The organism is Candidatus Omnitrophota bacterium, assembly GCA_013791745.1.
Classification (GTDB): Bacteria; CG03; CG03; order CG03; family CG03; genus CG03.
The window spans coordinates 1-21,323 of sequence record VMTH01000177.1 but is presented as its reverse complement, the minus strand read 5'-3'; the positions used below and the strand labels follow the sequence as shown (position 1 = coordinate 21,323).

Here is a 21,323-nt window from a genome sequence, read left to right as displayed (position 1 = left end):
GCCGTTTTAGGAGAATGAATTGAAACAAAATACAGATTCAGATATCAGGGTGATGGTGCTCGCCGCCGGAGTTGGTACGCGTTTAAGGCCTTTGACCTACAGAATACCGAAACCGCTCATACCCATAGTCAACAGGCCTGTGATGGAGCATTCCATCAGTAATCTTCAAAAACAGGGTTTCAGGAAATTTATATGCAATTTGCACACTCACGCTGGGAAGATCAGGAAACATTTCGGCACCGGTAAAAAACTGGGCGTGTCAATGGAATATTCTTTAGAGAAAACACTGCTCGGTAATGCGGGTGGGCTGAAAAAAGTGGAGGGTTTTTTTAAGGGCTCCGGCACATTGCTGGTTATATCCGGAGACGGTTTCACGGATATAGACATAAGGAAGGCCGTCGCTTTTCACCGGAAGAAAAAATCCGCGGCCACAATGGTGCTCAAAAAGGTTGAGAGCACTTTCCCTTTTGGTATAACGCTGACAAACCCTGCGGGAAAAATAACAAAGTTTATGGAAAAGCCCTGTATCACTGATTTTGTCGACGCCACCGTCAACACGGGGATATATATTTTTGAGCAGGATGTCTTTAAGTTCATACCGAAAAATAATTTTTTTGATTTCGGCAGAGACCTCTGGCCTCTGCTTTTGAAAAACAAACTGCCCATCTACGGTTATGTCACGGACGCCTATTGGTGCGATGTGGGGAATCTTCCGGATTACCGCAGGACAGTGGCGGATGTTTTAGACGGCAAGGTGAATATAAAGATCCCGGGCAGGGAGAGGCACAGATCCGTCTGGTGCGAGAAGAATGTCAAAATTGGAAAAAATGTTAAATTTTACCGTCCCTGTCTTATCGGGGAGAATTCCGAAATATGCGACGGCGCTAAAATAGGCCCTTTTGTCACGATAGGGCGCAGGTCGACAATAGGCCCGTCAGCGGTTGTTAAAAATTCCATAATTTGGGATAATGCGCGGATTGATGGGGGCGTGAAAATAAAGAATTGTATTATAGACAGCGGTGCCGCGATAAAGGAGAATCTGACTTTATACGAGGGCACGGTGATAAACACGGAGGACAGAAAATGAAAGATTTTGAGTTTACTTCTGAGAGCGTCGGCGACGGCCATCCCGATAAGGTGTGTGACCGTATATCCGACGGCGTACTGGACGCTATTCTGAAACACGACGAGAAAAAAGGACTGAAGCCCTATAAGATGAAAACGGGAGACGTGCGCGGATCCCGATGTGCCTGCGAAACCTTTATTTCGCTGGGGCTTGTTATTGTCGGCGGCGAGATCACGACGGATGCCTGGGTGGACGTGAGAGAGATCGTTAAACAGGCGCTCATAGAAATAGGATATACCGGAGCCGAATACGGCTTTGATTATAAGACCTGTTCCATTCTCAACGCGATAGGCGGGCAGTCGCCGGATATAGCGCAGGGCGTTGACTGCGGCGGGGCAGGGGATCAGGGAATAATGTTCGGTTACGCCTGCGATGAGACGGATAATCTGATGCCGGCTCCGCTCGAGTTTTCCCACGCGCTTGTCAGAAAATTCAAGGAAGTGCGCGCCAGCAGAGAGATACCCTATCTGGGCCCCGACTGCAAGAGCCAGGTGACGGTCAAGTATGTTGACGACAAGCCGGTGAAGATAACCAAGGTCGTGGTTTCTTCCCAGCACACAAGCGAGGTCGTGGAGCAGAAAGGCGAATGCCGCGTGATGAAGCAGTCGGCGAGGGATGAGATAATAGAAAAAGTGGTCAAAGCCGCATTGCCCGCGGATCTGCTGAAAGGCCTGGATTTTAAGAAGGACTGCTTTGTCAATCCCACGGGTATTTTCCTCGTCGGCGGGCCTCAGTCGGATACGGGCGTGACGGGCCGGAAGATCATTGTGGATACCTACGGCGGCATGATCCCTCACGGCGGCGGAGCTTTTTCGGGCAAGGATCCGTCCAAGGTTGACCGTTCGGCTTCTTACGCCGCAAGGTATGTGGCCAAGAATATAGTGGCCGCGGGCCTGGCGAAAAAATGCATTATAGAATTCTCCTATGCCATAGGAGTGGCCGAGCCCATGTCGGTGTGGATAGATACCAAGGGCACATCTGTCATACCCGAGGAAGAGATCATCAAACTCGTCAGGGACGAGGATATCTTTCAGTTGACCCCGTCGGGAATAGTCGGTATGCTCGATTTGTGGCACCCGATTTACAGCGTTACCTCGGCATACGGACATTTCGGCAGAAAGAGCGAAGGGAAAACATTCCCGTGGGAGAAAACGGATAAAGTGACGCTTCTTAAAAAGAAAGCTGGAATATAAGGGGACTGTCCCCATTACGGACGAAGCTTTAAGCTCGCCGTGGTGAGTCGTAGATGGCGGACTGTCCCCATGGAAACATGGAGGCAAAATTGAAAAATTGTGATGTCAGGGATTTAAAACTGGCGAAAGCCGGAAAAAAGAGGATAGAGTGGGCCGACGGAGATATGCCGGTCCTGGCGCAGGTACGGGAGAAATTCAGGAAAAATAAAACCCTCAAAGGCGTTAAGATGTCGGCGTGCCTGCATGTGACCGCGGAAACGGCGAATCTTGCCAGGACCCTGAAAGAAGGCGGAGCGGATATTGTTATGTGCGCTTCAAATCCTCTTTCAACCCAGGATGATGTGGCGGCCTCTCTCGTCGCGGATTACGGGATACCGGTTTTTGCCGTGAAGGGAGAAGATAACAAGCGTTATTATTCTCATCTGCGTTCGGCCATAGCGCATAAACCCAATGTGACGATGGATGACGGCGCCGACCTTGTGTCGCTCATAATTTCCAAGCATCCCGAACTGCACAACAGGATCTTCGGTTCAATGGAAGAGACGACAACCGGTGTTATACGCCTCAGGGCGATGGAAAAAGACAATGTCCTGAAATTCCCTATCGTGGCCGTGAACGACGCCGCCACCAAGAATCTTTTTGATAACCGTTACGGCACGGGCCAGTCAACGATAGACGGTATAATACGCGCGACAGACACTCTCTTCGCCGGAAAAAATGTCGTTGTCGCCGGCTACGGCTGGTGCGGCAAAGGTTTCGCCATGCGCTCCAAAGGCATGGGAGCCAATGTGATAGTCACGGAAGTGGATCCCGTAAAATCCATTGAAGCCGCGATGGACGGGATGAGGGTTATGACAATGGCCGAGGCCGCGCTCGTTGGCGATATTTTCTGCACCCTCACCGGAGACATAGACGTCATACGCCCGGAACATTTCGTTAAAATGAAAACCGGCGCCATCGTGTGCAATTCGGGCCATTTTAATGTTGAGCTGGACCTGAAGGGCCTCGCTAAAAAAGCGAAGAAAATAAAAAAGAATGTCAGGAACTTTGTTGACGAGTATGTTCTTTCTTCCGGCAAATCGGTTTATGTCCTCGCCGAGGGCAGGTTGATCAATCTTGCCGCTGCCGAAGGGCATCCCGCCAGCGTGATGGATATGAGTTTCGCCACACAGGCCCTTGCGACGGAATTCTGCATAAAAAACAAAGGTAAGCTCAAGCCCCGCGTTTATGATGTCCCGGAAGAGATAGAGAACAATGTGGCGACACTCAAGCTCAAGGCCATGGGCATAAAGATAGACACGCTCACGCCCCGGCAGAAGAAATATCTTACTTCCTGGACAGAGGGCACCTGAAAAAGAATCACGCGTTGATGACGGAACTGGTAGGTGACGCGGCCGCTAAAGCGGAAAAGATAAAAGTTTTCGCCATGGATGTCGACGGCGTTCTCACCGACGGGCGCCTTGTTTTTCTTGAGTCGGGGGAAGAGCTGAAATCCTGGAATGTGAAAGACAGGATAGCTTTTTATATTCTCAGAAGGCTCGGTTACCCCATTTGCTGGATATCCGGCAGGAAATCCCCGACTGTTCAGCGCGTGGCGCAGGATATGGGGATAGAGGGTATATATCTGGGGATAAAGGACAAGCTGGAAGTGTGGGAAAAAGTCAAAAAACAATTCAGCGTCACGGATGATGAAATACTCTATATAGGGGATGATCTCGTTGATATCTCTCTTCTTAAAAGAGCGGGCTTTGCCGTTTGCCCGGCTGACGGCGCCGCGGAAATAAAAAAGTTGTGCGACGCGGTATCTTCTTTTGACGGCGGTGCCGGTGTTTTGAGAGAAACCGCGGAGATGATCCTGAAAGCGCAGGGCAGATGGAGGGAAGCATTAGAGCATTACGACTTATAGCGGCCTGCGCTTTTCTTTTCGCCTGCGGAAAGAAGGAGAGCCGTTTCTCGTCATCCGAAAGCATGGACGGCTTCACGGCCCGCAGGACCCGCGGGGGTAAGCCGGTGTGGGAAATAACCGGCAGTAAACTGGTCAGAGAAGACAAAATAAGCGTTACGGGGGCGTCAGGATTTTTTTACGGCGCCGACGGGAAAATGTTCCTGAGATCAGACAGGGCTTCCTTCGGCGAAGACGGCTCCGCTCTGGAGCTTGAGGGGAATGTCTGTTTTAAGGACATCGCCGGCAAAACAGAACTTTATATGGATGACCTTAAATGGGATGAGAAGCAGCAGCTGTATGTAACGGATAATAAGGTGCGTCAGGTTTCGGAGGAAGCCGTTATAGCGGGCACAGGCCTGCGCGCGGATAAGGACCTGAACAGAGTGGAGATCCTGAATCCGGAAGTTGTTTCTTCCGCGCGGGCTGAATGAGGCGGCGGGCTCTTCTGGGTTTGGCTATTGTCACAATGTCAACCGCCGTCCCCCTCCTGTGTCGCGCGGCCGCCCCTTTGGGCGAACTTCATATACGCGCCGATAAACTGGTTTATCTGGAGAGAGGCGAGGTGGCGGAATTCAGAAAAAATGTCGTTTTTGAAAGAGACGATTTTAAGGGGCGTTCCCGTTATCTGAAACTGGATAAGAAAAAAAACAAGATTTTTGCCTCCGGCGCCGTGTCCGGCGACATATTCAATTCCGGTAGAGGCGATATGAGTTTTGCCACGGAAAAACTTTTTTACGAGGAAGCTTCGGGCGCGGTTTTTTCGCCGGATAAATCCGACTTCGTGGTGAATGTGTCAACAACCGCGACAAAGGATATTTACACGATAAATTGTTCTTCTTTCAGCGGGAATATTCCGAATAAGCAGTTTCATTTAACAGGGAAACCTGTTACAATAAAGGGCGAAAAGCTTTCGGGTTTTTCGGATACGCTCGATTGTTCCCCTACTGTTACGGAGATGAGGGGAAACGCGCGCCTTGATTATTTTGAGCCCCCGGTAGGCGACGCTCAAAATGCTCCCGTAGCCGGCCGGTCCCCATGGAACGCCGACGCGAATTATATTAAAATGAGTTTTGAAAGTGAGGAATACGAATTTAAAGGAGATGTGACCGGCGTCTTTTATCCTAAAAATGCTGAAAACCCTTAATCTTGTAAAAAATTACGGTAAGAAAAAAGCTGTGCGCGGTGTTGATATTTCCGTGAAGCGCAGAGAAGTTGTCGGCCTCCTCGGCCCTAACGGCGCTGGCAAGACGACGATATTTTATTCCGTCACAGGTATTATAAGCCCCACATCCGGTCAGATCATTTTATCAGGCGAAGATGTCTCCGCGCTCCCCCTCTTTAAGAGAGCGAGGTTAGGACTGGGTTATCTCGCTCAGGAACCATCCATATTCAGGGGTCTCAGCGCCCGGGAGAATCTCCGGGCGGTGGCGGAGTTTATTTACAGTGACCGCCGGCTTCGGGAAGAAAAGATAGACGCCCTGATGGAAGAGATGGGTATTGTTTCCTGCGCGGGCACACTCGCCGCGAGCCTTTCCGGAGGTGAAAAAAGAAGGGTAGAGATAGCCAGGGTGCTTCTGACAAATCCGTCTTTTCTTTTGCTGGACGAGCCTTTTGTGGGTATAGATCCTATCGCGGTGGACGACCTTAAAAAACTTGTGATAAAACTGAAAGAAAAAAATATAGGGATACTGATAACCGACCACAATGTCAGGGATACCCTGAAGATTATAGATCGCGCTTATCTGATCTGCGAGGGCAGCATACTGCTGCACGGCACAAGCCGCGAACTCATAGATTCCGAAAAAGCGAAAGAAATATATTTAGGGAGGAATTTTGAGGAATGACCGGACCATCAAAATCTGCCGGACAGAAGGATTAATTTTGAGGCAGAATTTTGAGGAATGACCGGATTTTTGACAGGCAATTGAAAAAATGGCAGGAAATTGTTAAGAATACGCACAGGAGGGCAATGTGAAAGTAGTTGTAAAAAATTTTAAACTGACAGCGGCGTTCGAAAAACATGTCCATTTAAAAATGGACGGCATTGAAAAAAAATTTTCTCTGGACGATGTGACGATCACGGTGTCACGGGAGAAAACTTCATCCTCCGTCCAGTTCCTCGGCAGAGATGTCCATGGCGCGACGTTGAAAATCAAATGCTCCGCCCTTGACGCCTATGCGGCGGTTGATAAGATGAGAGATGTGTGCAAGGAAAAGCTCGCGCGCCTGAAAGAAAAGAAATCAGGCCAGCGCCGCATCTCCGAGCCCGCAGCGCCAGCGCCTGCAGAAAGAATAAGGAAAGTCAGGATATCCCCCATGTCCCGTCAGGAAGCCACCGATAAAATGACCAGCCGTAATTATAATTTTTGGCTTTTTGTCGACAGGGAAACGGGTGTTTTTACGGCCCTTTACCGTAAGGAGGACGGCGAGATGTGCGTGGCGCACCCCGTTTTTGAAGAGTAAAACATGAAATTCAGCGATTATACAAAAGTTTCTCTTCTAAAACCCCGCACGGGCGCTGTTTCCAAGAAAAAGGTGATAGAGGAGCTCGTTCAGATCCTCGCGGAAAATAAGATTATCCCGAAAAAATCCGTCGCTCCGGTTTGTAAAGCCGTGCTTAAAAGGGAAGCGCTCGGTTCCACGGGCATAGGCCAGGGCGTTGCTCTGCCGCACGTTAAAATCAAGGGCGTCAAAAACATAAGCTTCGTTTTCACCAATTCCGAGACAGGTGTCGAATTTAATTCTCTTGACGGCGGTCCGGTCAACATAATATTCCTTTTGATAGGCCCGGAAAAAGCCGGTGAGGAATACATAAAGGCCCTTTCCTTACTCGCCCGGAATTTGAACGATCCTTATTTCCGCAGGGCCCTCGCGGCGGCTAAAAACGGAAAAGAGGTTATGGACATTCTTAAAAAAACAGAACAATGAAAAAAAGGCGCGCTGCCCGTTTTCCGCGTGTCTGTGAAAACACAGTGATCATCACGGGCGTTTCCGGAGCCGGCAAGACGCTGGCGCTTAAATTCCTGCAGGACGCGGGTTATTTCTGCATAGACAATCTGCCTGTCGGAATGATGGATCAATGTTTTAGCGATCAGGCTCTCGCGTCAAAGCGCATTGCAGTGGGTGTGGATATAAGAGAGAAAGAGCATTTTGATCTGTTTATCAAACTGCTTGAAAAGAACAAGTCTCTTAAAGTGATATTCCTTGAAAGCAGAATGGACGTGCTTGTCAGAAGATTCATGGAAAACCGGCGCAAGCCGCCGTTTGCCCGCGCCGGACAGAGCATAGTATCCGCGCTTGAAGATGAGCTGAAATGCCTCGCGCCGCTTCGCGCGGAGGCGGATCTCATTATTGATACCTCGGATCTGAATCCATGGCAACTCAAAAACGCGATTAAAGGCAAACTCGGTTTTTTCGCCGGGGCTTTTACCCTTATATTGATGAGTTTTGGTTACAAATACGGACTGCCTCCTGAAGCGGATATGATTTATGACCTGCGGTATCTGCCCAATCCCAATTATGACCCGCGCTTGCGTTCCCTGACGGGGCGTTCCGCCCGGGTGGCGTCATTCGTCAGGAAAGATCCGCTGTACGGCAAATCGCTTAATTCCGCGGCGCGTTTTTTGAAACTCATAATTCCAGCGTATAAGAAAACGGGAAAAGCTTTCCTGACGATAGGGACGGGTTGTACGGGCGGCCGGCACAGGTCGGTTGTTTTCGCAGGGGATCTGAAAAAAAAGCTTGATGGAAAATATGAAGTCAAAATTTTTCACCGCGACACGGGGCAGCGTATATGGTGAGAGTGATTATAGCCGCGCACGGTGACCTGGCCTCGCATTTTTTAAAAAGCGCCGAGGATCTGCTGGGCCCCGTGGAGGGTGTGTATGCCCTGGAGTTTAAACGTCAGCAATCTACGGGCGAACTTGTGGTGGGCTTAGGCAAAATTCTGGACAGGCACAAGGGGGACAATATTTTCATCCTCACGGATTTTCTCGGCGGCTCGCCCTGCAACTGCGCCTGTCATTTTATCGCGGAAAACAACGTGTGGATAATATCCGGGGTGAACCTTCCGATGCTGATAGAGATCATGATCAAAAAAGAAAAAATGCCGCCGGATGAATTATGCGCCGATGTTATTAAGGCGGCCAGGGATTCCATAGAAAATGTCTGCGCTAAGTTCTCGGAAGTTCCCGCCTCTGCCCGCAATGAACGCAAGGAGGAGAATTGATAAAGTCGCTGAGGATTGATTCAAGGCTCATCCACGGCCAGATAGTGGAGGGCTGGCTGAAACTCATAATGGCAGACGAGGTGCTGATTATAGATGATTTTATACGAGAAAGCCCTTTTGAAAAGAAAATACTGAGATTCGCGCTGCCGCCGGAGATCGATCTGGAGGTTTTGTCTATTACAGAGGCTGCCGCGCGCTGGACGGAGATAAGCGCGTCTTCCAAGAGGTTTTTTATTCTTTTGCAGTCAGTGGACATGCTCAGCCGTTTCTACGGATGTCTTCTCGGCTCACGGCTGCCGGCGCCGAAACTGCCCCCGGTGAATCTGGGTCTTATAAATTTTACGGATTCAAAAACGCTGCTGACTAAGGCGGTTTATCTGGATGAGCGTGAAAGAGAACAGATCAAGGTTTTGATTGAAAGTGATGTGGAGATATACGCTCAGGCGCTGCCTTCCAACGAAAAAATTTCCATAGCGGCGCTGTTGGAAGGCGGCAATGTGAAAGCGCCCGGGAACACCGATGAATAATTCTCTGTTCGCGTTCGGCGTGCACTGCCATCAGCCGGTGGGGAATCACCATAGCGTCATAGAGGATTGCTACAAAAAATCCTACGAGCCCTTTTTTAAGGAGCTTCAGCAGTTCCCTAAAATAATAATGAATGTGCACATCAGCGGCTCTCTTCTTGAATGGATCAGCGAAAATCATCCGGAATTCATAGAATTGCTGTCCGGCATGATAAAAACGGGCCAGGTGGAATTGCTGGGCGGGCCTTTTTACGAGGCCATTCTGCCCCTTATAACAGAGAGCGATATAAGAGAGCAGATAATGCTGTATTCGCTCTATCTGAAGAAACTTTTCGGCACCACGCCCAGAGGCATGTGGCTGCCCGAAAGGGTATGGGAAGCTTACCTGGCCAAGCCCCTGGCTATGACCGGGATGGAATACACTCTTCTGGATGACACTCATTTCCGCGCCGCAGGATGGATGGACGACAAGCTGCACGGTTATTACACGACTGAGCACGAGGGGTTTAAGCTCAATGTTTTTCCGATCCTTGAGAGCCTGCGTTACAGAATGCCCTATGCGCCGCCAGATGAAGTCGTGAAGCTTATCAAAAAAATGGGAGAAGAGGCCGGCGGCGGCCTGAAGATCATGATGGATGATGTGGAGAAATTCGGCGTCTGGCACGGTTCGTATGAACATGTGTATGTGAATAAATGGCTGCGGAAATTCTTTACGGCCCTTGAGAAGGCCCAGGACGACGGTGATTTCGCTACGACAGGGTTCTCGAGCTATATGGATTCTTATCCGTCCGATGGCCTGATATATCTTCCCTGCGCTTCATATTCAGAAATGGGCCGCTGGTCCATGCCCTATGAGTCCGGCCTCAAATACAGCCCCGTCTTAGACGCGGTTAAATCCGCGAACCGCGCTGAGGACTGGATGCAGTTTATCCGCGGCGGTTTTTTCAGGAATATGCTCGTGAAATATCCCGAAAGCGATATGATGCACAAGAAAATGCTGTGTTTGTCCAGAAAAATAGATTTTCACCGCGATGCTCCGGAGTTTGAAGAAATGCAGAAGTGCCTTTTCCGCGCTCAATGCAACTGCGCGTACTGGCATGGTATTTTCGGCGGCATTTACATGAGGCATCTCCGGGCGGCTATTTTTCACGAACTCCTTAAATGCCAGAAAATACTTATCAGGCTCTCGGGCGGAGCGATTGTCGCCAATGACGGGGCGGGTTATTCGGGCTATCGTGAGATACAGCTCTGCAACGGCGAATACTGCCTTCGCGTGCTTCCGGAGCTTGGCGCCTCGGTGTCGGAATTTTCTCAATACAAGAGTTGCCACAACATGGGTTTTGTGATCCGCCGCCGCAGAGAGGTCTATCATGAAGAGCTGAAGCCCGCGGGGCTTTCCGCGTCCGCCGGAGTGTCCGAGAGTGTTCCTTCTACGGCTGGCGCCGACGCGGTCAGTATAAAAGATATTTTTTATGACTGGTATGACAGAAATTCTTTTATCACTCATTTTTTCCAGAACAACACGCGGCTTTCTGCTTTTGCTAAAAGCGCTTATGGCGAACAGGGGGATTTTGTCAATCAGGTGTTTGCGCACTCAGGCGAAGCGGGCCCGGGGGAACTGGCTTTCCTCAGGTCCGGCCATGTGTGGTGCGGGGATTATTTCGCGCTCGTGTCAGTGGAGAAAAAATTCTCACTGCGGGAGAATTTTACGATTGTCTATAATTACAGGATCAAAAACAATTCGGACAGGGCGCTGCACTTTTATCCTGGCACGGAGATGAATTTATCGCCGTCCTCTCCGAGAACGGCGATTTTTATCGTATCCGGCAAGGAAGAAAAGTGCGATGCTTTCCTGGACACGCCCTCGGATAAAGTGTCGCTGAGGGATGATAAATACGGCGTGACAATGGAATTCTCTTATTCCTCCCCAGCCCGGGTGTGGATGTTTCCCGTCTATACCGTCTGCAGGCTTGAAGACGGACTGAAAAAAATATATCAGGGAACATCTCTCACATTCCGCGAAGAGATCTTTTTGCGGCCGGGAGAAAGCGCCGAGAGGAACATTGTGGTGAAAACACTGTGACAGAAATCCTTTGTTTGGCCGTGATCTTCGGTGTCTTATCATGTGATACTGTTCTCGTCGGCCAATTTATGTATTCGCGGCCTTTGATCGCCGGGCCGATAGCGGGCTTGTGCCTTGGTAATCCGTATGTCGGTTTTATAGCGGGCTTGTGTGTCGAGCTTATATGGGTCAGGGTTATTCCCATAGGCGATTCCGTGCCGCCGGACAGCACGCTGACGGCTGTTCTGGCCAGCGCAGCCGCCGCGACTGCCGCGCGGAATCTCGGCATTGATAATATTTCAGCCGTTATCCCGGCTCTTGCGGTGAGCGTTCCCTGCGGTATATTGTACAAAATGGCTGAGATCAGATTGCGCGCGTCCAATGCGGGCATTGTTGACGCGGTCAGGGTAAAGATAATCAGGGGTGATTTCGTCTCCGTTGACCGGGAAATATTTTATGCCGTGATACGGAAATTTTTTATAAGCGCCGCTTTTTTTCTTGCCGCCTATGCGCTTGTCACAGCGTTGCCGGAAGGATACTGGCGCGTCATGGATATTACGCGCGGCAGTGAAATCGTCATGAGGTTTATTTATATTTTGTGTTTCGCGCAGCTTTTTGAGATGTTTCTGAAATGGAAGTAGAAAAAATATTAATTTCTAAAGGTGTGCTGAAAAAAGTGTTTTTCAGGTCATTTTTGCTGCAGGCTCTGTGGAATTTCAAGGGTATGCAGAACGCGGGTTTTCTCTATACTATAAAGCCCGCCCTGGATTTTCTGTATCCTGTTCCGAATGAGAGAAAAAACGCTTATACCAGGCATTTGGATTTCTTTAACACGCACCCGTATTACGCCTCCTATATCATAGGCGCTGTCTGCGCGGCCGAGGAAAGATATGCCGCTACGGATTCGGATGATGAACTCGCCCGCATAGTCGGCATCAAAAAGATCCTTGGCGGGCCCATAGCCGCTTTCGGCGAGTCGCAAATATGGGGGACGCTCAGGCCCTTTGCCGCCGTGATAGGCGTGTTTTTTATAATCCTTTTTTCAAAAAATATAGCTCTTATGTGGATAGGCCCCGCGGCGGCTTTTATTTTTTACAGTTCTGTCCACTTATATCTGAGATATTGCGGCCTTGAAGACGGCTATAAACTCGAGGATCAGGTTTTTGAGGGCCTCTTCACCGGAAAGCTGCAGAAAAGTTTTGTGTATATGAGGATAACGGCTATTGTTATGGCCGTGTTCCTTCTGGTGCGGGGTTTCCTGGGCGCGGGACCGTCCGTTATGCTGAAAACAGCGTATCCGGTGGTTTTCATCATAGTGGCGCTTTTCATAAAAAAGGTGCCCGCGACCGTTCTTTTTTACGCCGTTCTTATCGCGGGGGGGCTATTTGCAAGATTCTGTTATTAGAAAATATGTCATCCGGCTGGATGCAGGGGTGCATGTGAGGACGGCGCTCACAATATCAAAGTTGTCTGAAAAATTTGAGAGTAAACTGTTCATAGGCAAGGACGGCGAAGAGATCTCTTTTGATTCGCCTCTGGGGCTCCTCACTCTCGGCATCAGCAAGGGTGACGAGATCTCCGTGCGGATACAGGGGGCCGATTCCTTGGAACTTGCGCGCGCATTTGATAAATTAGTGGAAGAGAATTTTGGGGAATGACGGGACCGGCAAAATCCGCCGGACAGAAGGATTAATCTTGAGGCGGCATTTTGGGGAGTAAAAAATATGGTTTATAAAGGCATGGCTCTTTCACCGGGTATAGCGATAGGCAGGGTATATTCGCTCAAGAGAGCGGCCCACAAGGTGCATCGCAGGAGCATCCTGCCGAATGAAGTAAAGCCCGAGATTTCGCGTTTCAGAAAGGCGGTGGATGATACCCGCAAAGAGATGATCTCGGTCGAGGACAAAGTCAAAAAAGCGCTCAGCAGCAAGAAAAGCAGCATATTCGAGGGCTACCGTCTATTCCTTGAGGACAAAATGCTGATAAATGAAACAGAAACGCTTATAAAAGACCAGAGAGTGAACGCGGAGTTCGCGTTCTCGATGCAGCTCAACAAAATAATCTCGGAATTTAAAAAAATAAAAAACGATTATTTAAAGGAACGCGCGCGCGATGTTTCAGAGCTGGGGAGAAGGGTCATGTCCCACCTTATGGATATGGACGACAAGGTCCTCTGGGGAGACATCCCCCCCGATTCGGTGCTTGTCGCTTATAACATAACGCCATCGGACACGGCGCACATGAAAAGTAACAATATCAGGGCTTTTGTAACGGATATCGGCGGAAAAACCTCGCACACCGCCATTGTGGCGAGGGCCCTGGAAATACCCGCGGTTACGGGCCTGAGGGATTTTTCGGTTATTGCCGAACCCGGGCAGGATATTATCGTGGACGGCGAAAACGGTATAGTCATTACGGATCCCGACGAGGAAACCGTGATAAATTATAAAAGGGAAAGAAAGCGCTATCAGGATGAACAGCATTCTTTACAGAAACTCATGGATCTGCCGGCTGTCAGCACGGACGGGGTGACTTTCGGCATTGAGGCGAATATAGAGATAGCTGAGGAAATAGCCACGGCTCTCGCTTACGGCGCGGAGGGAATAGGCCTTTACCGGAGCGAGTACATGTTTATAAACTCTGAGGCACTTCCCGGAGAAGATGAACAGTATGCGCAGTATAAAACCGTTTGCGAGAAAATGCTTCCGTACCCGGTGATAATCAGAACCATTGATCTGGGGGCGGATAAGCTCTCGGATGCCGTCAAGCTGCCCCCGGAGCAGAATCCTATGATGGGCCTCAGGTCCATACGCCTGTGTTTTAAGATCCCGGAGATATTCAAAACCCAGATAAGAGCGCTGCTTCGCGCATCCGAGGCCGGGAATCTGAAGATAATGATACCCATGATAACGAATGTTTCCGAGATTAAAAAAGTGAAGACGATAATCAGCGAGGCCAAGAGAGAGCTGGAAAAGGAAGGTGTTCCTTTCAACGGGCGCGTCGAGGTCGGCGCCATGATAGAGGTGCCGGCGGCGGCCGTGGCGGCCGATCTGATAGCGGAGGAAGCCGATTTTCTCAGCATCGGGACAAATGATCTCATCCAGTACACTTTCGCCGCCGACAGGATGAATGAGAATGTGGATTATGTGTATGAACAGGGAAATCCGGCGCTCATGAGGCTGATAAAATTCGTGATAGACTCCGCGCACAAAAAGCAAAAATCCGTCGCCCTGTGCGGCGAGATGGCCTCCGACCCCGCCTTTACAAAAATACTCATGGGCATGGGGCTCGACACGTTCAGCATGTCGGCTATAGCCATACCGAAAATCAAGAAAATAATAAGAACGACTTCCGCGAGGGAAGCGCAGGACTTCGCCGACAAATTCATCGCGGGCTCCTTTTCACAATAGTTTTTATGAGGGATACCGAAAAAGTAAAATTAATAGCTGACAAATTCGCGCTCATCCGCGGAGAACTCTCTAAGGTCATTGTCGGACAGGAAAGTGTCATCAAACAGCTCCTGACGTCTCTTTTCGCCCGCGGGCATTCCCTTATTGTCGGCGTGCCGGGGCTGGCCAAGACGATGATGGTGTCGTCTCTGGCCCAGGCGCTGGACCTCAAATTTTCCAGGATACAATTTACGCCCGACCTGATGCCTTCCGATATAGCGGGTACCGACGTGATAGAGGAGAACGTGAATTCAGGGAGAAAGAATTTCAGATTTATAAAAGGCCCGGTTTTCGCCAACATCATTCTTGCCGACGAGATCAACCGCACGCCGCCGAAAACGCAGGCGGCTCTTCTTGAGGCGATGCAGGAGCATCAGGTAACGGCCGCAGGAAAAACCTATAAGCTGGACGAGCCGTTTTTTGTCATAGGCACACAGAATCCCATTGAACAGGAGGGCACTTATCCTCTTCCCGAGGCGCAGCTCGACAGATTTTTTACGCAGATAAACATATACTACCCGACGGAAATTGAAGAGAGGGAAATAGTCCTGCGCACGACATCTCCGGAAAACGTAAAACTCAAGACAGTGATATCGGGAGATGAGATCAGGGATATCCAGGAATTCGTCAGAAAAATACCCGTTCCTTCAAGCGCGCTTGAATACGCGGTCGATCTGGTGAAAATGAGCCGGCATCCGGACGGAGACCCTGAAATCATCAAATGGCTTTCCTGGGGAGCGGGGCCCAGGGCGTCCCAGTCCCTTGTGCTTGCGGGAAAGATCAACGCCGCGCTGGACGGGCGTTTTTCTGTGGAAGCGGGCGATATAAAGGCCGTGGCGTATCCTGTTTTGCGGCACCGCCTCATCGTCAATTTCAGCGCCGAGGCCGAAGGCATCAGCACGGATGATATAATAAAAAACATGCTTGAGAGGGCGCCGGAGAAATGACCGGCCCGGCCAGGCGATCTTTGTCGGCACGGAAGGCCGCCGGAGTTATCATGGCGGCCGCAGGCGTATGGCTTTTTCTCAATATCTCGGCCTTTGTTGATGTGACGCTCCGCGCGCGAAGCGCTTATCTTGAGGGGATGAAGTATTTGAAATGGCATGAGGATCCTGCCGTTAAAAAAGAGGCCCTTGATCTGTGGCTTGAAAAGTCAAAATCAAAAATCAGTTCATCCGAAGACAGAGAGCTCCTGGAAGAATCCCTGCGGATGCAGTATAAAATAAAAATGGAAGATAACGACGCGAAGAATGCCTATTACTGGTTTCAGACCGTCATAGAATCTTTTCAGCCGCCGCGCTCGGTTTATGTTAAAAAGGCGGAAGATAAAATAAAAGAAGCCGAAAAACTCTGGAAAGAAGCCGGATGATATTCGCCTATCTGGCTTTAACAGTTATCTGTTTCTTCTTTGTTCTTAAGGCGGCCGATACTCTTGTCGTCAGCTCGAGCGTCATAGCCCGTCATTACGGCATCCCCCCTGTTTTTATAGGAGTGGTGCTTGTGGGTATAGGGACATCAGCTCCGGAGATCTTTGTCACCCTCATGGCGTCCCTGTCTTCTCATCCGGAGATCGTGCTCGGCAACGCGGCCGGATCCATCGCCGCCAATACCGGAATCGCCATGGCGGTTATATTCTGGTTGTATGACAGAGGCATAAAAAAAGCTTCCGGCGTGGATAGGGCGGCGGTCAATAATATTTTTATAGCGCTCAATTTCCTGTTTCTCGGCGCCGGAGCTTTCAGCATGATATTTCTCCTTAAAAACAGCATCGGCCGGACGGCGGGAATAATAATGCTTTTGCTCATGGCCGCTTATTTTTATCTGACGGCTATAATCAACGGGAAACTTTTTTCGGTCGCCGTGCCGGACCGCGCCGTCGGAAAAGCATTTCTGCGTTTTACGCTTTCGCTGGCAGTCCTTATCGCCTGCTGTAAAGTGGTGGTGGCATCTTCATCCCAGGTCGCGCGCCTGGCGGGTATTTCGGAATTCATAATAGGCCTTACCATCATAGCCGTGGGCACCTCGCTGCCGGAAATCATCACATCTCTGACGGCCATGAGGAAAGGCGAATGGGGCCTCGCCGTGGGGGATCTCGTGGGCTCACAGGCGCTGAACCTTTATTTTCTCATAGGTTTGTCGGCTCTTATCAGGCCTATAGAGATGGATAATTCCGTATTTTTTTTCGGCTGGCTCGCCCTTTTTCTGGGCGAAATATGTTTTTTTCTATGGGATAAGAAAATCCCGTCACGCGTAAAATCCCTTGTTCTTTTCGCGACATACTGCGCTTATCTGTTTGCTAATGTCCGCGGCGGCTGGCGTTAAAGTTTCTTTATATCAAGGGCCGGTATGACGAGAGGCTCCTTGATGATGTTGCCCGATTTCAGTTTTGTTATGTTGCTTTTGAACAGAGCCAGGGAATTGGAGATTTTCCGGGTGTAAACGGCGTGAATATGGCTGTTGGCGTAATCCGGCAGCCGCGAGTTGACTTTCTCCCAGTCTTCAAAAAGATTCTCCGCCTCCATCAGCAGGAGCTCCAGCCGCCGCATCAGCTGGGGGATCTGAGCGTCCCCAACATAAAAATAATTCTCAAAAAGGACATTTGCCCCGTTAAAGTAGAAAGCATAAGAATCCATAAACATGTCGTCAACCACTCCGCCTGGCACGCTCTCGGGAAGCTTTGAGAATTTCTCAAGAAAACCGCTTATTATTTTATTCGCCGTCAGGACAAGCTGTATCGAGTATTTGTTTTTTCCCGAATATTTTGTGAAGCCGCTCTGTTCCTGCATGGCGAAATCCAGGAAGCGTTTCCGGGCGTCTTCCTCGGAGATGGCCGCGACGGCCGGTTTTTTCTCCGGTTTACGGAGAAGATCAAAGTGCTGCGCCGCGCCGAACATAAGGGCCGCTAAGGCGGCGATTATGATGAAAATGCCGGCATAGGGCGTTTTGAAAAATGAGTAGAATATTTTTAAGAGGGATATCCTGAAAAGGCCGGGGCAGAGAGGGTGCCTTCTTCTGCGGTGGTCTTTTCCTGTGCGGAGGTCTCTTTCCTCGGAATTGGCGCCCGAGCGCCTTTCTTCCATGCGCCTGTCGTAGCGTTTTGCCGGCGGTATTTTGCAGACGGCGCATTCCACTTCGCGGATAAGTTCGCCTTTCGCAAGACAGAAACGGACTTTGTTAAACAGCATCCATCAACCTCCCCTGCTGAAAGAATACCAAGATAAGAAGGAAATTGTCAATTTATAAGTCGCTAAAATTTACTTCCTTTTGTTGAAAGCGTAGTAACTTTTACTTCCGGGGTTATTCATTTTGGCGAATTTTTTCATCTGTGTGGCGGTATCCACTATATTGCCGTAGCGCACGGGATTTGTGTAGTCATCCTGGATCACAGCTCCTATAGACAGTGTCATCACCGGAAACTTCTGTTCCGTTCCCAGCCTGTCTTTGGATATTATATACCCTCTTTCCAGATCTTCTTGATTGTAAAGTCCCTGAATACTGCTGTCGAAATCTCTTATAATGGCCAAGCAGGATTTCTCAGCGTTTTCAGGGCTGCATATAAAAATAAAATCATCGCCGCCGATGTGTCCGGCAAAATTGTGCTCATCTGCGGAATTCCGCAGTATTGCTGCGGTTGTTTTTATAGCTTCATCTCCCCTGTCAAAACCGTAGTTGTCATTGAATGCCTTGAAGTTGTTGATATCAACATAAATGAAGGCGAACGGTTCATTAAGTTTCAGCCGGCGTCCGGCCTCGCGCATGATGGTGGTGTTGCCGGGAAGGCGTGTCAGCGGATTGGCGTCCAAAAAATACTCTGTCCTGGTTAACAGGGTATTGACCCGCGTAACCATTTCGTCAATATCAAATGGTTTTGTTACGTACTCGTCAGCGCCAAGCTTCAGCGCGGTTATTTTATCCGGGGGGGTGTCCTTGGCCGAAAGTATTATGATCGGAATAAGGGCAGTATCTTCTTTTTCCTTTAAGCAGGCGCAGATATCATATCCGTTCATCCCGGGAAGCATTAAATCCAGAATTATAAGGTCGGGTTTTTTAGTTTTGACTCCCGCTACTGCCGAAGATCCATCGGAATCCGATAAAACAGTATAGCCGGCATTTTCAAGTCCGACTTGAAGCAACTCGACAATGTGAGGATCATCGTCTATGACAAAAATTTTTTTATTATCCATTCAAGAAAAATCTACAATGCCCGCATCACTTCAGTTATTGAGGTTTTGCCGTCCCGGACAAGGGTGACAGCTTCTTCCCAGAGAGTTCTTGTCCCTGTTTTTACCGCTTCCTCTTTTATGGCGCTTACCGGGGAATTTGAGATTATAAGATCCTTGATTTTGTCAGTGATTGCAAGCAATTCATATATACCGGCTCTTCCGTAATATCCGGAATGACCGCAGTAATCGCAGCCTTTGGCTTTATAAAGAGTATCGGTTGTAAAACCCAGCCGCTCTATCAGCCGCAGAGGAGGGGTATAGGCGACTTTGCAGCGGGGGCATAGCAGACGTATCAGCCGCTGCGCGATTATACATCTGATGCATGAGGATATCAGGTATAATTCAATACCCATATCTTTTAGGCGCGTGATTGTTTCAAAAGAGTTTAATGTGTGGAGCGTAGTCAGAACAAGATGACCGGTCAGCGCCGAGCGCATTGCAATTTCCGCGGTTTCCGTATCTCTCATTTCTCCCACCAGAATGACGTCAGGATCCTGGCGCAGCGCCGCGCGAAGTCCTGCGGCGAATGTTAAACCTATGCTGCTTTTAACCTGGACCTGCGTTATTCCCGCTTCCCTTGATTTTCCGGCAAGCAGCTCATACTCTATAGGATCCTCAAGAGTTATGATGTTTTTTGAAGGTGATTTCAGGTAGTTTATCATTGCGTAGAGAGTTGTTGTCTTTCCGCTCCCGGTAGGACCGGTCATTATGATCATACCATCAGGCTCCTGCAGTATCTGCTCTATCCTGCTCTGTATATCCGGAGATATACCAAGCTGCGGGAATCCCAGAATAAAAGAAGATTTATCCAGGATTCTCAATACAAGTTTTTCACCGTAGTTTCCAGGCAGAGAAGAGACACGCAGGTCAACATTCCGGTTTAAAAAAGCTATGCTGATCTGACCGTCCTGCGGTAAACGCCGTTCCGCGATATTCATATCGCTCATGATTTTGATCCGCGATATAACATGAAGTTGTATTTGTTTAGGGAGTATCTGGACGGTCCTGAGAATCCCGTCTATGCGGTAACGGACGATTATTTCTTTTTCCTGAGGTTCAATATGTATATCACTCGCTCTCAGTTTTATTCCGGTCGTGATAAGCGTGTTGATGAGTTTTATCACAGGCGTTTCAATATCTGCCGTTCCGGGGAATTCCTGAGGCAGTGTTTTTTTACCATCGAGCCCTTCGGGTATTTCAAATTCAGAGATTATATTTGCCACTTCATCCGCCGGATAATATCTGTCCATGATTTCATGAAAGGCGCTTAGGAGCATTACTCTCGGATCGATTTTATAGCCCGTCAGCATCTGAATATCGTCAATCGCTGTCACATTCCCCGGGCTTACCATTGCCAGCGTCAATATATTGGCGTTAAGTTCAACGGGGATCACCCTGTATTTTTTCAGAAATTTTTCAGGGATTATGTTAATAATATTGTTGTTTACACCCGCTATATCAGCAAAGGGAAGAGCATAGTGTTTTTCCAAAACTGCGGCAATATCTTTTTTTTTGATAACACCAAGGCGCAGCATCGTATTCTCTACAGGTTCGTTTGAATTGATATTCGCGCTTACAGATTCAGACATCTGTTTTGAGGTAATTAGGCCGGCTTCAAGCAGAAGTTCGGAGATCATATTTGAATCTGTCACTTCATACTTATTTTGTTTTGTCATTTTTTAACAACTCCTTTTTTAGTAACCGGTTCACTTCTTCCCCCAGATATTGAAGGTCAAATGGTTTCGCCACATAAGAGTCAGCGCCGCTTTCAAAGCCCTTGAGCTCATCCATAGCGTTTGAACGGGATGTCAGGAGTATCAAGGGAATATTCTCTGTTTCGGCAGAGTCTTTGAGTTTTTTGCATAGCTGGTATCCGTCAATGCCGGGCATCAGTATGTCCGAAATAATAATCGCCGGCGGGGTATAATGTATGGTTTTCATCGCTTCATCGCTGTTTGCGGCTGTAATGATCTCAAACCCCGAATGCTCAAAATAAATTTTAACCGCTTCACGGATGGAGGGGTCGTCATCAATGATCAGGAGTTTATTTTTAACTAAAGGTTTATGCAGTATAGTGTCTATGAATTCCGTGAGCTCAATAGGGTCAAACGGTTTAGTCAGGAAGTGGTCGGCGCCGGATTTTTGGGCATTCTCGTTAGCCCCTTTTTGTGTTGAGGCGGTAAGGAAGATAACCGGGATCTTCGCTGTCACGGGATTAGCTCGTATATTTTTACAGGCCGTAAATCCGTCCATAACCGGCATACGGACGTCCATGAGGATGAGATCGGGGCGCTCCTTAACGGCTTTTTCCAGGCCGTCTTTTCCATCGGAAGCGGTGATTACATAATAACCCCCCGCGGACAGAGTCGCGTTTATGAGGTCAACTATATTTTCTTCGTCGTCAACTACAAGTATTTTTTCGTTCATAAGTTAATTATTTGCAGGCAGCGTAAAAATAAATGTGCTTCCGCGCCCAAGTTCCGATTCTGCCCATATTTCGCCCTTATGCTGGGATAGTATTCCCCGTGTTATCGCGAGCCCCAGCCCGGACCCCCTGCATTTTTTTGAAATGT

25 protein-coding genes are annotated in these 21,323 nt (G+C 49.1%); 20 read left to right on the top strand and 5 right to left on the bottom strand.

Going from position 1 to position 21,323, the window contains the following annotated elements:
* Nucleotides 1-19: 19 nt before the first annotated feature.
* The 20 genes from FP827_09315 (at nucleotide 20) to FP827_09220 (ending at nucleotide 16,849) form a co-directional block, all read left to right on the top strand.
* Nucleotides 20-1,087 (top strand): NDP-sugar synthase, encoded by a 1,068-nt coding sequence (locus FP827_09315; protein ID MBA3053264.1) that lies wholly within the window; start codon nucleotides 20-22, stop codon nucleotides 1,085-1,087.
* Nucleotides 1,084-2,319 carry a methionine adenosyltransferase gene (locus FP827_09310; protein ID MBA3053263.1) on the top strand — a complete coding sequence of 412 codons (1,236 nt, stop codon included), beginning with the start codon at nucleotides 1,084-1,086 and terminating at the stop codon, nucleotides 2,317-2,319. The genes FP827_09315 and FP827_09310 overlap by 4 nt, the downstream gene beginning before the upstream one ends.
* Before the next feature lie 77 nt (nucleotides 2,320-2,396).
* Nucleotides 2,397-3,671 (top strand): adenosylhomocysteinase, encoded by a 1,275-nt coding sequence (locus tag FP827_09305; protein ID MBA3053262.1) that lies wholly within the window; start codon nucleotides 2,397-2,399, stop codon nucleotides 3,669-3,671.
* A 17-nt stretch (nucleotides 3,672-3,688) separates the two neighbouring features.
* Nucleotides 3,689-4,225, top strand: coding sequence for an HAD-IIIA family hydrolase (locus tag FP827_09300; GenBank protein MBA3053261.1), 537 nt, complete (start codon nucleotides 3,689-3,691; stop codon nucleotides 4,223-4,225).
* A complete protein-coding gene (gene lptC, locus FP827_09295; protein MBA3053260.1) occupies nucleotides 4,192-4,695 on the top strand; it encodes an LPS export ABC transporter periplasmic protein LptC in 504 nt (167 codons plus the stop codon). The genes FP827_09300 and lptC overlap by 34 nt, the downstream gene beginning before the upstream one ends.
* A 77-nt stretch (nucleotides 4,696-4,772) precedes the next feature.
* Complete coding sequence (locus FP827_09290; GenBank protein ID MBA3053259.1) at nucleotides 4,773-5,408, top strand: hypothetical protein; 636 nt, start codon at nucleotides 4,773-4,775, stop codon at nucleotides 5,406-5,408.
* Nucleotides 5,383-6,108 (top strand): LPS export ABC transporter ATP-binding protein, encoded by a 726-nt coding sequence (lptB, locus tag FP827_09285; GenBank protein MBA3053258.1) that lies wholly within the window; start codon nucleotides 5,383-5,385, stop codon nucleotides 6,106-6,108. The genes FP827_09290 and lptB overlap by 26 nt, the downstream gene beginning before the upstream one ends.
* A gap of 127 nt (nucleotides 6,109-6,235) precedes the next feature.
* The gene (locus FP827_09280; GenBank protein MBA3053257.1) at nucleotides 6,236-6,727 is read left to right on the top strand and encodes an HPF/RaiA family ribosome-associated protein; all 492 of its coding nucleotides are present in this window, start codon (nucleotides 6,236-6,238) and stop codon (nucleotides 6,725-6,727) included.
* 3 nt (nucleotides 6,728-6,730) lie between these two features.
* Nucleotides 6,731-7,192: a PTS sugar transporter subunit IIA gene (locus FP827_09275; GenBank protein ID MBA3053256.1), complete on the top strand. Its 462-nt coding sequence runs from the start codon at nucleotides 6,731-6,733 to the stop codon at nucleotides 7,190-7,192.
* Complete coding sequence (gene rapZ / locus FP827_09270; GenBank protein ID MBA3053255.1) at nucleotides 7,189-8,064, top strand: RNase adapter RapZ; 876 nt, start codon at nucleotides 7,189-7,191, stop codon at nucleotides 8,062-8,064. Before FP827_09275 ends, rapZ begins: the two co-directional genes overlap by 4 nt.
* On the top strand, nucleotides 8,058-8,492 hold the full coding sequence (locus tag FP827_09265; GenBank protein ID MBA3053254.1) for a PTS sugar transporter subunit IIA: 435 nt from the start codon (nucleotides 8,058-8,060) through the stop codon (nucleotides 8,490-8,492). The genes rapZ and FP827_09265 overlap by 7 nt, the downstream gene beginning before the upstream one ends.
* Nucleotides 8,489-9,019, top strand: coding sequence for a PTS sugar transporter subunit IIB (locus FP827_09260; protein MBA3053253.1), 531 nt, complete (start codon nucleotides 8,489-8,491; stop codon nucleotides 9,017-9,019). Before FP827_09265 ends, FP827_09260 begins: the two co-directional genes overlap by 4 nt.
* Nucleotides 9,012-11,099 carry a DUF1926 domain-containing protein gene (locus FP827_09255; GenBank protein ID MBA3053252.1) on the top strand — a complete coding sequence of 696 codons (2,088 nt, stop codon included), beginning with the start codon at nucleotides 9,012-9,014 and terminating at the stop codon, nucleotides 11,097-11,099. The genes FP827_09260 and FP827_09255 overlap by 8 nt, the downstream gene beginning before the upstream one ends.
* Nucleotides 11,009-11,719, top strand: coding sequence for a PTS sugar transporter subunit IIC (locus FP827_09250; protein ID MBA3053251.1), 711 nt, complete (start codon nucleotides 11,009-11,011; stop codon nucleotides 11,717-11,719). Before FP827_09255 ends, FP827_09250 begins: the two co-directional genes overlap by 91 nt.
* On the top strand, nucleotides 11,710-12,483 hold the full coding sequence (locus FP827_09245; protein MBA3053250.1) for a PTS system mannose/fructose/sorbose family transporter subunit IID: 774 nt from the start codon (nucleotides 11,710-11,712) through the stop codon (nucleotides 12,481-12,483). The genes FP827_09250 and FP827_09245 overlap by 10 nt, the downstream gene beginning before the upstream one ends.
* Entirely contained in the window at nucleotides 12,464-12,736 is a 273-nt protein-coding gene (locus tag FP827_09240; GenBank protein ID MBA3053249.1) for an HPr family phosphocarrier protein, read from the top strand. Before FP827_09245 ends, FP827_09240 begins: the two co-directional genes overlap by 20 nt.
* A gap of 66 nt (nucleotides 12,737-12,802) precedes the next feature.
* A complete protein-coding gene (gene ptsP / locus FP827_09235; GenBank protein ID MBA3053248.1) occupies nucleotides 12,803-14,488 on the top strand; it encodes a phosphoenolpyruvate--protein phosphotransferase in 1,686 nt (561 codons plus the stop codon).
* A 5-nt stretch (nucleotides 14,489-14,493) separates the two neighbouring features.
* Complete coding sequence (locus FP827_09230) at nucleotides 14,494-15,474, top strand: MoxR family ATPase (GenBank protein MBA3053247.1); 981 nt, start codon at nucleotides 14,494-14,496, stop codon at nucleotides 15,472-15,474.
* Nucleotides 15,471-15,896: a hypothetical protein gene (locus FP827_09225; GenBank protein ID MBA3053246.1), complete on the top strand. Its 426-nt coding sequence runs from the start codon at nucleotides 15,471-15,473 to the stop codon at nucleotides 15,894-15,896. Before FP827_09230 ends, FP827_09225 begins: the two co-directional genes overlap by 4 nt.
* Complete coding sequence (locus FP827_09220; protein MBA3053245.1) at nucleotides 15,893-16,849, top strand: sodium:calcium antiporter; 957 nt, start codon at nucleotides 15,893-15,895, stop codon at nucleotides 16,847-16,849. Before FP827_09225 ends, FP827_09220 begins: the two co-directional genes overlap by 4 nt.
* Here FP827_09220 and FP827_09215 read toward each other — a convergent pair.
* The 5 genes from FP827_09215 to FP827_09195 form a co-directional block, all read right to left on the bottom strand.
* On the bottom strand, nucleotides 16,846-17,712 hold the full coding sequence (locus FP827_09215; protein ID MBA3053244.1) for a hypothetical protein: 867 nt from the start codon (nucleotides 17,710-17,712) through the stop codon (nucleotides 16,846-16,848). The genes FP827_09220 and FP827_09215 overlap by 4 nt on opposite strands.
* A gap of 69 nt (nucleotides 17,713-17,781) precedes the next feature.
* Nucleotides 17,782-18,711, bottom strand: a complete 930-nt coding sequence (locus FP827_09210; GenBank protein MBA3053243.1) for a response regulator — start codon at nucleotides 18,709-18,711, stop codon at nucleotides 17,782-17,784.
* Between the two features lie 11 nt (nucleotides 18,712-18,722).
* A complete protein-coding gene (locus FP827_09205) occupies nucleotides 18,723-20,426 on the bottom strand; it encodes a type II/IV secretion system protein (GenBank protein ID MBA3053242.1) in 1,704 nt (567 codons plus the stop codon).
* The gene (locus tag FP827_09200; GenBank protein ID MBA3053241.1) at nucleotides 20,410-21,177 is read right to left on the bottom strand and encodes a response regulator; all 768 of its coding nucleotides are present in this window, start codon (nucleotides 21,175-21,177) and stop codon (nucleotides 20,410-20,412) included. Before FP827_09200 ends, FP827_09205 begins: the two co-directional genes overlap by 17 nt.
* Nucleotides 21,178-21,180: 3 nt before the next feature.
* Nucleotides 21,181-21,323 (bottom strand): cell wall metabolism sensor histidine kinase WalK (locus FP827_09195; protein MBA3053240.1); only part of this gene is annotated, 143 nt, incomplete at its 5' end.